13 protein-coding genes are annotated in these 13563 nt (G+C 63.2%); 10 read left to right on the top strand and 3 right to left on the bottom strand.

Annotated elements, in window-relative coordinates; genetic code table 11:
* Nucleotides 1-39: 39 nt before the first annotated feature.
* Together AWC07_RS13430 and AWC07_RS13425 are read right to left on the bottom strand one after the other, a co-directional pair.
* Nucleotides 40-741, bottom strand: a complete 702-nt coding sequence (locus AWC07_RS13430; RefSeq protein ID WP_036415248.1) for a haloacid dehalogenase type II — start codon at nt 739-741, stop codon at nt 40-42.
* A 276-nt stretch (nt 742-1017) separates the two neighbouring features.
* Complete coding sequence (locus AWC07_RS13425) at nt 1018-1338, bottom strand: hypothetical protein (protein WP_051508073.1); 321 nt, start codon at nt 1336-1338, stop codon at nt 1018-1020.
* 197 nt (nt 1339-1535) lie between these two features.
* Here AWC07_RS13425 and AWC07_RS13420 point away from each other — a divergent pair, with 197 nt between their 5' ends.
* The 9 genes from AWC07_RS13420 (at nt 1536) to AWC07_RS26885 (ending at nt 11576) form a co-directional block, all read left to right on the top strand.
* On the top strand, nt 1536-4574 hold the full coding sequence (locus AWC07_RS13420; protein ID WP_167380069.1) for an ATP-binding protein: 3039 nt from the start codon (nt 1536-1538) through the stop codon (nt 4572-4574).
* Between the two features lie 256 nt (nt 4575-4830).
* Complete coding sequence (locus AWC07_RS13415) at nt 4831-6729, top strand: serine/threonine-protein kinase PknD (protein WP_036415257.1); 1899 nt, start codon at nt 4831-4833, stop codon at nt 6727-6729.
* Between the two features lie 336 nt (nt 6730-7065).
* Nucleotides 7066-7380 carry a PE family protein gene (locus AWC07_RS13410; RefSeq protein WP_036415260.1) on the top strand — a complete coding sequence of 105 codons (315 nt, stop codon included), beginning with the start codon at nt 7066-7068 and terminating at the stop codon, nt 7378-7380.
* Nucleotides 7377-8636 (top strand): PPE family protein, encoded by a 1260-nt coding sequence (locus AWC07_RS13405; RefSeq protein ID WP_036415247.1) that lies wholly within the window; start codon nt 7377-7379, stop codon nt 8634-8636. Before AWC07_RS13410 ends, AWC07_RS13405 begins: the two co-directional genes overlap by 4 nt.
* A gap of 49 nt (nt 8637-8685) precedes the next feature.
* The gene (gene esxG / locus AWC07_RS13400; protein ID WP_036402600.1) at nt 8686-8979 is read left to right on the top strand and encodes a type VII secretion system protein EsxG; all 294 of its coding nucleotides are present in this window, start codon (nt 8686-8688) and stop codon (nt 8977-8979) included.
* Nucleotides 8980-9020: 41 nt separating this feature from the next.
* The gene (locus AWC07_RS13395; RefSeq protein ID WP_036415263.1) at nt 9021-9311 is read left to right on the top strand and encodes a WXG100 family type VII secretion target; all 291 of its coding nucleotides are present in this window, start codon (nt 9021-9023) and stop codon (nt 9309-9311) included.
* 147 nt (nt 9312-9458) lie between these two features.
* Entirely contained in the window at nt 9459-9773 is a 315-nt protein-coding gene (locus AWC07_RS13390; protein ID WP_036415260.1) for a PE family protein, read from the top strand.
* Nucleotides 9770-11029: a PPE family protein gene (locus AWC07_RS13385; protein ID WP_085105103.1), complete on the top strand. Its 1260-nt coding sequence runs from the start codon at nt 9770-9772 to the stop codon at nt 11027-11029. Before AWC07_RS13390 ends, AWC07_RS13385 begins: the two co-directional genes overlap by 4 nt.
* A gap of 226 nt (nt 11030-11255) precedes the next feature.
* Nucleotides 11256-11576, top strand: coding sequence for a hypothetical protein (locus tag AWC07_RS26885; protein WP_139829683.1), 321 nt, complete (start codon nt 11256-11258; stop codon nt 11574-11576).
* A gap of 95 nt (nt 11577-11671) precedes the next feature.
* On the opposite strand, the gene AWC07_RS13380 is transcribed toward AWC07_RS26885, so the two are convergent.
* Nucleotides 11672-12472, bottom strand: a complete 801-nt coding sequence (locus AWC07_RS13380; RefSeq protein WP_036411762.1) for a formyltransferase family protein — start codon at nt 12470-12472, stop codon at nt 11672-11674.
* Between the two features lie 575 nt (nt 12473-13047).
* Between AWC07_RS13380 and AWC07_RS13375 the strand changes: the two genes are divergently transcribed.
* Nucleotides 13048-13284 (top strand): WS/DGAT domain-containing protein, encoded by a 237-nt coding sequence (locus AWC07_RS13375; RefSeq protein ID WP_084293451.1) that lies wholly within the window; start codon nt 13048-13050, stop codon nt 13282-13284.
* Nucleotides 13285-13563 lie beyond the last annotated feature (279 nt).

Raw genomic sequence — 13563 nt, 5'->3', positions numbered from 1 at the left:
AATACCGTTGCCAAATTGCTTCTTTCGGCGAAAGGACGTTCAGCAGCCGAGCTGGTCGGCAAGGTCGAGGAAATCGGCGGCGTTGATGTCGAACCCGTCTTCGTAAGCCACATCGGCGTCACCGCCGGGACCGAATTCCAGCGGGCGGGCGACAAAGGCGGTGCGGAACCCGAGTTCGGCCGCGGCACGGATGTCGTACTTGTGGCTTGCCACCATCATGATCTCGGCAGGTTCGAGTCCGAGGTAGGTCGCGGCCATGTGATAGACGGCCGGATCGGGTTTGAACGCCCCCACCATCTCCGCGGCGAAGATCGCATCCCATGGCAAACCCGCCCGTTTGGAGATGTTGATCACCGCACTGACGTCGGCGTTCGACAGAGTGGCTAGCGTGTAGTCCCGTTTCAGCCGGGTCAGTCCGGCCACCGTGTCCGGCCACGGCCTCAGGCGCTGCCAGGCCAGGGTGAGTTCGTCACGCTCGGCGGCGGAGAAATCGGTGATTCCGGATTCGTCGAGGACCGTGTCGAGAGAGCGCCGATACACCGAGTGCACCGATATCCACTTGCCGTGCTCGCTGGGAGCGGCCTTCAACGTGGTGAAGTAGGCGGCACGCCAGCGCGTGACTACCTCAGGCCAATCCACACCCGGGTGTCGGCCGGCGCTGATCCGCTGCGCCTCATCACAGACGGTCGAATGAAAATCCGTCGCCGTCCCTTGCACGTCGAAAATTATCGCTTTCACCATGGGCTCATCATGCAGCCTCACCCGCAAACCGTGGTACCGCGTGCCAAGAAAACTTTCGGCGGATCCAACGTCGGTTGCCTGATGTTTGACCACCTATGCTAAGGCGCGACATTTGCGCTGACAGCAACGGGAATTGCGGCATAAGCCGGGACCGTTCGGGCACCCGCTCGAGATAGATATCCGACTTTCAATCTCCGTCAGGAAATATCTTTTCATTCTGGAACGCAACGGCGCGACTGCGAATCGGGCGAGCATACCCCCGTTGACAGCGAGCCGTCATCGGGCACTGTCGATGCGCCGCAGTTGATGCATGATTTCGGCGCCTTCGGTCCCATAGATGCCGCGATCGTCGCCGTGCAACACCCAGTGGTGCTGCTGATCGGCACGAGCGGCGATGGCAGCGTGACGGCGGGCATTGGCGTCGGCTTGTTTGCGGAACTGCAGCACGACGGCCCGCACGAGGAAGAAAAGGCCGACGAGGGCAATGGCACCCAGAATCCACCAGATGAACGTGACGATGAACGCCAACGCCAGCAACCCCGCCAACGCACCGAATCCGCCACCATGCCCGGACCTGGAATTCTGCCTGGAACTCATAACCGGAAGGTACACAGCGCCTCTGACAAAACGGACTTCCGCGGCGGGCCAGGCGGGTCAAGGTGGAGATGCGGCCGATCCGGCAGAGCAGCCGCTCGGTGGCAACGGATCAGATCTGCTCGGCCTGAGCACGCGCGGGCCCCAATGCTGGATACCATGAGCCAACACGCGGCGATTCCGCCGCTGACCTGGGATGAATGGGCGTGAGCAAGTTGCTGCCGACGGGGACGGTGACGCTGCTGCTGGCTGATGTCGAGGGCTCGACGCGGCTGTGGGAAACCCAGCCCGAGACGATGACCGCCGCGCTGACCCAGCTCAACCGCACCGTCGACGAGACCATCGCCGCGCACGACGGGGCACGCCCACTGGAACAGGGCGAGGGTGACAGTTTTGTGGCCGCCTTCGCCCGCGCCAGCGACGCGGTGGCCTGCGCGTTGGAGTTGCAGCGAGCGCCGCTGGCCCCGATTCGGTTGCGCATCGGGATCCACACCGGCGAGATTCAGCTGCGCGACGAGGCAAACTACGCCGGACCGACTGTCAACCGCACCGCGCGGCTGCGCGATCTGGCCCATGGCGGCCAAACCGTGCTGTCCGGGGCGACCGAGCCGCTGGTCGTCGATCATCTCCCCGACGGGGTGTGGCTGGCCGATCTGGGTAACCACCCACTGCGGGATCTGCCACGCCCGGAACGCGTCGTCCAGCTGTGCCATCCCGACTTGCGCAACGACTTCCCACCGCTGCGCGTCCGCAATGTTGCTGCGTCACATAATCTTCCGGCTCAATTGACGACTTTCGTCGGGCGCCAGGCCGAAATGGCGGAGTTGCACCGGCTGTTGACCGGCGAGCGGCTGGTGACGTTGACCGGGGCCGGGGGTGCCGGCAAGACCCGCCTTGCGGTACAGGTCGGCTCCCAACTCACTACCGAGTTCCCCGAAGGGCTGTGGTACGTCGACTTGGCTCCGATCACCAACCCTGCCGTCGCACCGGTCACTGTCGCACGCACGTTGGGTCTGCCCGATCAACCGGGCCGCTCCACCATGGACTTGCTGGTCCGATTCCTCGGCGAGCGAAAAGCATTGCTACTGCTGGATAATTGCGAGCATCTGCTCGACGCGTGCGGGACCATGGTGGTCGCGCTGCTGGCGGCGTGCCCACGGTTGACGATCCTGGCCACCAGCCGTGAGCCCCTTGGGGTGCCCGGCGAGCTGAGCTGGCGGGTGCCGTCGTTGTCCGTGACCGACGAGGCCGTCGAGTTGTTCACCGACCGCGCCCGCCACGCCCGCCCCGAGTTCGGTGCCGGCGAAGACAATCTCGCGCTGGTTGAAGAGATCTGCCGGCGCTTGGACGGCATGCCGCTGGCGATCGAGCTTGCTGCGGCGCGTATTCGGGCGCTGTCGTTGCAGCAGATCGTGGACGGCCTGCATGACCGGTTCCGGTTACTCACCGGGGGTGCGCGCACCGCGGTGCGCCGCCAGCAGACGCTGCGGGCCTCGGTGGATTGGTCGCATGCGTTGTTGACCGAACCCGAGCGGGTGCTGTTTCGCAGGCTCGCGGTGTTCGCCGGTGGATTTGATCTCGACGCCGCCCAAGCTGTCGGCGCCGGCAACGCAGTCGAAAGCTACCAGCTTCTTGACCAACTGGGCCTGTTGGTCGACAAGTCCCTGGTGGTCGCCGACGATACCGGCGACGGGATGCGATACCGGCTGCTGGAAACCGTGCGCCAGTACGCGCAAGACAAGCTCGACGAGTCCGGCGAAACCGACGAGGTGCGCACCCGGCACCGCGATTACTACACGGGCATGGCCGCCGAATTGGAGGCGCAGGGTCACCGTAGCGACGAGCGGCTGCTGCGTTGGGCGCAAACCGAAATCGACAATCTCCGAGCAGCATTCACCTGGAGCCGGGAAAACGGCGACCTGGACACCGCGTTGCAGCTCATTTCTTCGTTGCGGCCCTTGTGGTTACGGGGCGGACGTGTCCAAGAGGCGCTGGCCGGGCTATCGGCCATTTTGGCCGGCGAGGATCACTCGGCAATAGCACCGGCGGTGTGGGCGGGAGCGGTGGCCCAGTACTGCATCCTCGCCAGCTGGGTCGGCATACCGGCGGAGCTGGGACGAGCGCAGGAGGCGCTGGCCGTCGCGCGCGACCTCGGCGACCCCGCACTCATTGCCCGCGCCCTGATCGCCTGCGGAATGCTTGCCCTCTACGACCCCGGGCTGTCCCAGCCCTACTTCAACGAGGCGATCGATCTGGTCCGGGCGACCGGTGATCGGCGAAGCCTGTGCCAAATCTTCAGCTACCAGGCGACCGCGGCAGTAATGGCCGGCGAACCTGTCCCGGCAATCGCGGCCGGCGAACAGGGACGTGAGCTCGCCGATGCGCTGGACGACCGGTTCTTCTCCCGGAACTGCCGGGCGTGGCTGAGCACCGCATTGATGATTCAAGGGAACCTCGACCGCGCGGCCAAGGTAGCTCGTTCGGTGACCGAGGAGGCCGAGGCGGCCGGTGACCTCACCATGGCGGTCTTCAGTTATGTGAGCCTCAGCGAGGTGCTCGGATTCCACGGCCAGGCCGACGCTGCTCAGGCGGCAGCGCAGTCCGCGTTGGCGGCGGCAACCACGATGGGCGGTTACTTCGCCGACGCGGTGTACTCGGTGTTCGCCAACGCCGCCCTCGCGCGCGGCGACGCCGCGGCGGCCAGGAAAGCAGCCGAGACGGCCCTGCAGCAGACCAATCCGCTACGTGAGGTGTTCACCAGGAGCGTCGCCCCGTTGCCCGAGGCTTGGTTAGCGTGCGATGACCCGGGCGCTGCTCGGCGTTTCGCCGACGAGATGCTCGCGGTGGTGCCCGGTTGGTATCGCATGATGGCGCTGCTGGTGCGGGCTTTTATCGCGATCGCGCAGGACGAGCCGGAGCAGGCCGCACGCGACGCCCACGATGCCCTGACCGTCGCCGCCCGCACCCAGGGATACCTGCGAGTGGATGACACGCTGGAATGCCTTGCCCGCCTTGCTGTCAACGACGACAACCATGCGTACGCGGCGCGTCTGCTGGGCGCAGCGGAGGCGGTCCGGCGGCGCATGGGCCACCCCCGCTTCCCGATGTATCAAGCGGGGTATGACGCTGCCGTCGCCGCTGTCCGAGAGGCGTTGGGGCAGAGCGATTTCGATGCCTTCTGGGCGGAGGGTGCTCGATTGTCCACCGAGGAGGCGATCGGGTATGCGCAACGCGGTTGAGCTTGGCCGTGTGCACGAGCAGCTGTTAGCCCCTGTCTCCCCGTCACCAATACAGACCGTGCGGCCAGCGGGCGATGCCAGCCTTCGGCCAGCAGCCACACGTAACGGCCCCAGCCGTGGCGGACCGGTAGTTTCGTAGTGGCTGGTTCACAACGCGAGCGCGGATCGGGAGCGCCGTGGCGCATCGAAATGCCTGCAACTGTTACCGGTGCCGCGTATGGTCTGGCCAGTTGCTGGCGGTTGCTGGGAGGGCTCGTTGGAGGGAACTTCGTTCGGGAGATACCGGCTGATCGAGTTATTGGGCCGCGGCGGCATGGGCGAGGTGTGGCGCGCCTATGACACCGTCACCGACCGGGTCGTCGCGCTCAAGATCCTGCCAGCCGACATTTCCGACGACGAGGTGTTCCAGCAGCGGTTCCGTCGCGAAGCTCACGCCGCAGCACGATTGAGCAACCCACATCTCATCCCGATCCACACCTACGGGGAGATCAACGGACGACTGTTCGTGGACATGCGGTTGATCGAGGGCCGCGACCTACAGTCGGTGCTCAGCCGCGGGCCGCTGCCGCCGATGCGGGCGGTGCGCATCATCGAGCAGGTTGCCAAGGCGCTGCACGCCGCGCACCGGGATGGGCTGTTGCACCGGGACGTCAAGCCGTCAAACATTTTGCTCGACGTCGACGACTTCGCCTATCTGATCGATTTCGGAATCGCGCGCGCGGCGGGCGAAGTGGGCTTGACAACGGTCGGCGATGTGATCGGAACCTGCCATTACATGGCCCCCGAACGGCTCAGCATGGGACAGGTCGACGCCCGCTCGGATATCTACTCATTGGCCTGTGTGCTCTATGAGTGCTTGACCGCGCAGCACCCGTTTCCCGGTGACAGCCTGGAGCAACAGATCACCAGCCACCTCGAGACTCCGCCGCCACGGCCGTCGAGCACCATTGCCGGGCTGCCAGTGAAGTTGGACATGGTCATCGCGAAAGGTATGGCCAAGAATCCCGGCGACCGCTACGAGACCGCAGCCGAATTGGCGCGAGCCGCCCACGACGCCCTGACCACGCCTGCGCCGCAGCCGTCCGTTCGGCCACAGCCGCCAATCCCCTACCCCGTCGATGCCCACGCCCACCCTGGCACTCGCGGTCAACCCCAGATCGCGCCACGGTCGCCACCGCAGCATGTCCCGGCCCCGCCGACGATGCCGCGACGGCTGGCAGAGGCGCTCTCCGTCCCGGGGCAAGAACCCGCTGCCGCACCGCCGGCCGAGATGACACGGTTACCGTCGCGGCCATGGTGGCGCCGCAAGGCTGTCGCCATCTGGGCCGCTGCGCTGCTCACGGTGGCTGTGACTGTTGCGGCCATGATCACCGTCAGCAAGCTGAGTCCAGGACGCGGCGAATTTCAGCAGGTGGTGCTGCCTTTCACCGGCCTTCGTGACCCGCACGGTCTGTCGGTCGACAGTGGCGGCACGGTCTACGTCGGTGATACCCAGCACAATCGGATACTGGCTTTGTTCGCGGGCTCAACCACACCGGTTGTACTACCTTTCGACGGGCTCAGCTATCCGACCGGTGTGACAGCAGACGACAGCGGCACCGTCTACGTCAACGACGCCGGCAACAAGCGGGTTGTCGTACTTCCCACCGGCTCGAAAACCCAAATCACCCTGCCCTTTACCGACCTCAGCAATCCGACCGGGTTGTCGGTGGACAGCAGCCGCACCGTCTACGTCACCGACACTGCGAAGAATCGAGTGGTCGGACTTAACGCCGGTTCGAACACACAGTTCGAACTACCCTTCACCGGCCTTAGCGATCCGACCGGTTTGGTAGTGGACAGCAGCGGAACGGTGATCGTGGCCGATGGCGGCAACAATCGGGTTCTCGCGTTGGCTGCCGGCACGACAACGCAATCGACGCTGCCCTTTACCGGACTCAAGCAACCCGGCGGCGTCACGGTCGACAGCGAGGGCGCAGTGTATGTCACCAACAAGGGCAGCGGCCGGATACTCAAACTCCCGCCAGGTTCTTCGACGCAAGTCGAGCTGCACTTCACCGGCCTCGACAATCCCTGGGGTTTGGCGGTCGACAACATGGGCACCGTCTACGTCGGCGGCCGCAATGACCAGATTGTGGCGCTTCGGCAGAAGTAGGCAGGGCAGGTGGTCTGCGCTGGCTCAGGTCCAGTTGCCTTGCCAGACAATCGATCATAACGAGTCTGAGCTGTGTCACAACACCACGGCCACAGCCAGCATCAGCTCGACATCAGCGGCTCACTCCCCGCGTTGTCTGGATGCAGTGCGAACCCGTCGGGCCGTACAGCCGCAACAGTCGGGTAGCTGAACGGAAACTGGGGGGTTGACACACACAGTTGCCGCATGCAACTGTAGGCCAATGCAGTTGTATCTGATTCAATACAGTCGTACTGCTCGGTGGAATGCTGCGCCGGGCCAGTTTCGCTGGGAGATCCATCGAAAGGGGTTGTGGCGGTGACGTTGTGGGTGGTTCCTGAAGGCTTGGCGGGCGCGGCTGCCGCGGTCGAGGCGTTCAGCGCTCGGCTGGCGGCCGCGCATGCCGCTGCCGCACCGATGATTTCCGCGGTGGTTGCACCGGCGGCCGATCCGGTGTCGTTGAGCACCGCGGCCGGCTTAAGCGCTTGCGGTCTCGAGCATGTAGGGGTGGCCACCGAAGGAGTCGAAGAGCTGACCCGCTCCGGCGTCGGCCTGGGTACCGCCGGGATCAGCTACGCCGCCGGCGATAGCGCAGCAGCACTGACCTACGGCCTCGCCGGCGGTGCAATGTGAGCGCACCGGTCTGGATGGCTTCCCCACCAGAGATACATTCAGCGCTGCTCAGCGCCGGACCCGGGCCGGCCCCGCTGATCGGAGCCGCCACACAATGGTCGTCGCTCAGCGCCGAATATGCCGCCGTAGCAGAAGAACTCACCACCGTACTGGCCGGGATGGAAGCCGTGGCCTGGCACGGTCTCAGCGCCCAGATCTGCGCGGCGGCCTACCTGCCGTATCTGGCGTGGTTGACCCAAGCCAGCGCCGACAGCGCCGCCGCCGCCGCGGTCCACGAAACCGCCGCAACGGCCTACATCAGCGCCCTAGCAGCGATGCCGACACTAGGTGAGCTGGCCGCCAACCACGCCACCCACGCGGTCTTGCTGGCCACCAACTTCTTCGGCATCAACACCATCCCCATCGCGCTCAACGAAGCCGACTACCTACGCATGTGGATCCAAGCCGCCACCACCATGAGCGCCTACCAAGCAATCACCACCACCGCACTGGCCGGCGCCCCACACATCACCCCCGCACCAGCCATCATCAAACCCGCCGGCACCATCGCCGCCACCGCCGCCCAAACCACCCTCACACCCTTCCCGTTGTGGGAGATCCTCGAATATATTGGCCTAGCCATCCTGTTGGAGCCCCTCTATATTGTCGCCTTTTGGGCTCTTCTCCTCACGATCTGGGTTGTGCCGCTTCTCTTTATTGGAGCTGCTCTATCGCTTTTTGCGGGCAATGTCACTCTTGCGGAATATCTCGCCTTTGCAGCCGTGTTCTGGTTGGTCGCAACTCCGGTCTTCGGAATCTCAGCCGTGCTGGTACCTTTTGTTGCTCCCCTACATGTCCTCGGAATAGTGATTGACTGGATCATCGGAAACTTCGCTTTGATCGGGCCGACTTTGACGCCCGCGGCGGCTGCGGCATTGGCGTCGCCAAGTTCTGCTGCTTCGAGTGCGGCCGCTTCAGTGACGGGTATGGCTGCGATAGCGCCGGTGGCCGCTGCCGAAGTCGCCGCGACGGAGCCGGCGGCGGGCATCGGCGCGGTGTCGCCGGCGCAATTGGTGTCGGTAACAGCCGGGCACCAGGGTGCATTGGGGTTTGCTGGCACGGTCCAACACGGAGCTGGGGTACAGGCTGGCGGGCTGGCAGCCATGCGGGGTGTCGAGTTCGGCGATGCCGCGCAGGTGCCGATGTTGCCGGCCACTTGGCATCCGGATTTGGTTGCAACACTAGCGGATAGCGGATTAGTCCCGGTCGCGGTGTGATGTATCACGGCCGGATTGTCAGAAAGATCAAGTAGACAGGAGATATGTTGTGAGCTTGTTGGATGCCCACATCCCGCAGTTGGTCGCGTCGCAGTCGGCGTTTGCCGCCAAGGCCGGGCTGATGCGTCACACGATCGGTTCTGCCGAGCAGTCGGCGATGTCGGCGCAGGCGTTTCATCAGGGCGAATCGGCCGCGGCATTTCAGGCCGCGCACGCGAGGTTCGTCGAGGCGGCGGGCAAGGTCAACGCCTTGCTGGATATCGCACAGGCCAATCTCGGTGATGCTGCCGGGACTTATGTGGCTGCCGACGCTGCTGCGGCGTCGAGCTACACCGGTTTCTGAGTCGATCACCTCTACTAACTAATTCTTGAAAGGAATTTGTGATGTCACAAATCATGTACAACTACGCGGCGATGTTGGGTCACGCCGGGGATATGTCGGGATACGCGGGAACGCTGCAGGGCCTGGGTGCCGATATCGCTAGCGAACAATCCGCACTGTCCAATGCGTGGCAGGGTAACACCGGAATGACGTATCAGGGCTGGCAGGCCCAGTGGAATGACGCCATGCAGGACTTGGTGCGCGCCTATCACTCGATGGCCTCCACTCATGAGTCCAACACGTTGGCGATGAGCGCCCGCGACATCGCCGAAGCCGCCAAATGGGGAGCTTGACCCCCTGCGAAGGCAACGTGTCGGTGAGCTGGTTGTCAATCGCCTCTGCCGAACGCTCGACAATCCAGCAGTATGATAATATTGCAGTGGTGCATTGTCGCCTATGAAACGTGCAGTGACTGACGTTCGTAGCAAGGGGTTGTGGCGGTGACGTTGTGGGTGGTTCCTGAAGGCTTGGCGGGCGCGGCTGCCGCGGTCGAGGCGTTCAGCGCTCGGCTGGCGGCCGCGCATGCCGCTGCCGCGCCGATGATTTCCGCGGTGGTGGCACCGGCGGCCGATCCGGTGTCGTTGAGCACCGCGGCCGGCTTAAGCGCTTGCGGTCTCGAGCATGTAGGGGTGGCCACCGAAGGAGTCGAAGAGCTGACCCGCTCCGGCGTCGGCCTGGGTACCGCCGGGATCAGCTACGCCGCCGGCGATAGCGCAGCAGCACTGACCTACGGCCTCGCCGGCGGTGCAATGTGAGCGCACCGGTCTGGATGGCTTCCCCACCAGAGATACATTCAGCGCTGCTCAGCGCCGGACCCGGGCCGGCCCCGCTGATCGGAGCCGCCACACAATGGTCGTCGCTCAGCGCCGAATATGCCGCCGTAGCAGAAGAACTCACCACCGTACTGGCCGGGATGGAAGCCGTGGCCTGGCACGGTCTCAGCGCCCAGATCTGCGCGGCGGCCTACCTGCCGTATCTGGCGTGGTTGACCCAAGCCAGCGCCGACAGCGCCGCCGCCGCCGCGGTCCACGAAACCGCCGCAACGGCCTACATCAGCGCCCTAGCAGCGATGCCGACACTAGGTGAGCTGGCCGCCAACCACGCCACCCACGCGGTCTTGCTGGCCACCAACTTCTTCGGCATCAACACCATCCCCATCGCGCTCAACGAAGCCGACTACCTACGCATGTGGATCCAAGCCGCCACCACCATGAGCGCCTACCAAGCAATCACCACCACCGCACTAGTCACCACCCCTCACACCACCCCCGCACCCATCATCACCAAACCCGGCAGCACCATCGCCACCACCATCGCCCAAACCACCCTCACACCCTTCCCATGGCAACAAATCACCGAGCTTCTGGACTATGTAGGCCGGCTGCTGTGGGAAGTACTTCCGACATTGCTGTCGGAGCTCATTCCGCTCGGATGGGCGGTGCTTTGGCTGGCATTAGATGTCTTGAGTCTTAACGTAATTGGGCTGGTGCTCCAATTAATCGAAGATGCTCCGCTATTCATCCAGTTTGGTATCAATTGCTTGCTGGTCGCGTACTTCCTGGCCTACGGGTACTTCGGTCTGCTAAAGATCCTGCTTGAGTGGGTGATCGGGAATCTCTTGGGTTTCTCTCCCCTGCTAGCCGGGATGTTGGCTGGCGGTGTTGCCCCCCAGATCGCCGGTGTCCCGGGCGTGCCGTTGGTGGGACTGACCACCGCGACCGCACCATTGACGGCTATGGCTGCGGCAACTCCGGTGGCGGCCACGCAAGTCGCTGCGGTGGAGCCGGTGGCGGGCGTGTCGGCGGTGGTGTCGCAGTCGCAGTTGGTGTCGGCGACGGCCAGCCACCTGGGTGCTGGGTCATTAGGATTTGCCGGCACTGCCGAACAAGGGGCCGGGGTGCAGGCTGGTGGGTTGGCCACCGTACGAGGTGCCGAGTTCGGTGATGGCGCGCAGGTGCCGATGTTGCCGGCCACCTGGCATCCGCAGCCGGCGGCGGCTGCTGGAGTGTAGCGGATTTGTTCTCCGGCTCTCGTGCTGGTTAATCCAACATTACGAGCATTGATCGACGAAAGATCTTCCCAAACTGCTGTAATTCGGTTTGCTGAGGACCAGTATCAATGCGCTAAAAGATCTCTGCGATGAAATCATAAACAGAAATTTTTGGCCTTCATCAACTCACAGCCATTACCTCGCGAATGAGTAGTCTACTTTCAGTTCATGCGACTAAAATTGGCTCGTGACTGAAACACCCAAGAATCCGATCAGTGAAGCTTTTGAGACAGTAGCACCGGCACCAACAATGGTCGAACCAAAATCGGAGATTCCAAAGATTTTCAAGGCCGCGGCGTGGGTCACCGTTGTCGTCGGGACCCTAGTAGTCGTTGCTGGAATATTCTTCGCAGGCTTTGGCATGGCTGTCTACAGCGAACATGCCAGCGACCCCCATCACCATCAGCGTGAATACCCCGCGATGGTGATGGAAATTCCGGACGGCGGTCACGGTGTACCTAACCACGCGCAGCCTTCACCCACACCTTCTCCCGCGCCAGGCCGTTAGAACCGCTCAATCCGCATAGCCCAATGCTCAGTGAGCACTGGGCTATCAAACCATTGGGGCCCTATTCGATGAAGAATTTATCGTCTCACCGGGCATCAGTCACGCAGGCATGCCGAGTCACTTTCTAGGGCCGCGAGCATCTTGGTGCCAAGCTCGGCAATGCTGGCCCGAGTAGCCCCGGCTAGTCGAGCAAATCTCAGCACCGTCACAATCACACGCTCAGGCCGGCACATTTTGATTCCTTGCGTTTCCAGCTGATGCAGGTCACCACTTTCGAGGAAGCTGTAGTAGCGTGCCGCCGCATCGTCTTGCGGAATTCTGGCCAGAGTCCCTCCGGTTGCCGCAGTCCGGATAGCCGACCACACGAGATTCGTCGCGCATGGCACCGAGTCGAGCAAATTCTCGTGGACGGATCGGGTGTAGTCCAGCGGGACCCTGACCCCGTCCACGATCGCACCGGCGTCAAAATCGGCGTCCACGTGGTGAAGGGTCCATCCGGCGCATTCCTCCTGGTTCAACATCGACCATGCAAAAGGATTGACGCCACGATAAGACGGCAGCCTGCCGGGATGCAGGTTGAGGAATGGTCGGCACGGCTTCGTGGAAAGCACGGAGATCGTGACCGGACTGAATTTCTGATAGCAACGCACCGATACCGTGACGTCCGGTCGGATGCGGTCGAGCAGTGCGTGCGTCTGGGTACCGTTGACATCAATAAGCTCGTAGGCGTTGATCGCTCCGCCGGCGCAGGTCCGCCAGCCACTAGTTGTGTTGAGAAACGGCCGAGTCGAACCGGGGAATGGGTTACGCCGAAAGTGTCGGTAGGCCACCGTTTGGAGGAGTTCATGCTCGGTAAAGAACAAGCGCTGCAGCTGAGCAGGGGCTTTCTTGCGCATCCGTGTGCGGGTAAAAAGTAATGTGCACCGTCCGCCGTCAGCTATTGTTCGCCAGGCGATTTCGCCACTTATGAGATGACTAACAATATCGCTGCCCACAATGAGCGCGACATTGGGAGTTGCAGGAGTTTCCGAAATCTGACGCTCCAATATAATTGCATTACGACGTGTGTTTCTTGCTTAGCGACTCACCCACCCCTCGCGATAGCGGATAAGAGCACCCTATTCCCACAGTCAATTGCAAGCAGAATCCTACTCGAATGACTCACCGGGAGCGATCAGGCAAGCGCCTCCGTTGCTGCGGTCACACGCAGCGCGACAGAGCGATTGCTTAGCGGCCACAGCCAATTTAGCGCGACAGACCCACGTTATCGCTGCAGATTATATTAGAGTTTGCTGAAAGTCCTAGTTGGCCTTTACAACGTGTAGGGAAAGCGACTCGGTGTTCCTGCGCAACCGAGGTGATCGATTGATTGATTGAGGCGGTCAATGTGGCCAGGTGGCCGACAGCAAGCGTTATCCATCCAATCTGACCGATGCGCATCGGGCACTGATCGAGGCGTTGGTGCCCGCGCCTGGCTCTGAATGTCGCCCTAGCCCGTGGAATCTACCCCACCTCCGCACTCGCCGCCTCGATCGGGCTCAACGCTACCCTGGCGTCCTACCACGACAACATGGATTTCGGCTTCATCGCCAACGCCGCGGCGATCGACGACCCGACGCACCTTGCTCACCTGACGATGCAGGCGCACGAAAAGCTGAAGGAAGCTGCGCGAACACGGTCCGCGCCACCGATCCGCGCGTCTTTCTGACGATGGCACACTAACGCCTCGGACCGGCAAACCCGTTGCCGGGCAGGACGTTGCGACACGAAGCAGCGAAAAACCCTGCGTGGCCCTGGGGTTCTGATGGGAGCGCGATTAGTTCAGCTTCGGCTTTGGCTTCGGAATCGCGCGAATGTGCAGCCAGCGCTGGGACCACCGTGGCTCGCGTTCATCGAGACTCGTTCATCGAGACTGAAGCCTCGACGACCGCCATCGGCGCGTCGTCTGCGTGGCCGCAGTGTCGCGGGGACGAGCCGGCGGCCAGCA

Source organism: Mycobacterium gastri (genome assembly GCF_002102175.1).
In the GTDB taxonomy this organism is placed as follows: domain Bacteria; phylum Actinomycetota; class Actinomycetes; order Mycobacteriales; family Mycobacteriaceae; genus Mycobacterium; species Mycobacterium gastri.
Note: the sequence above shows the minus strand (reverse complement) of the source record. Positions and strands in the feature narration are given on the sequence as shown.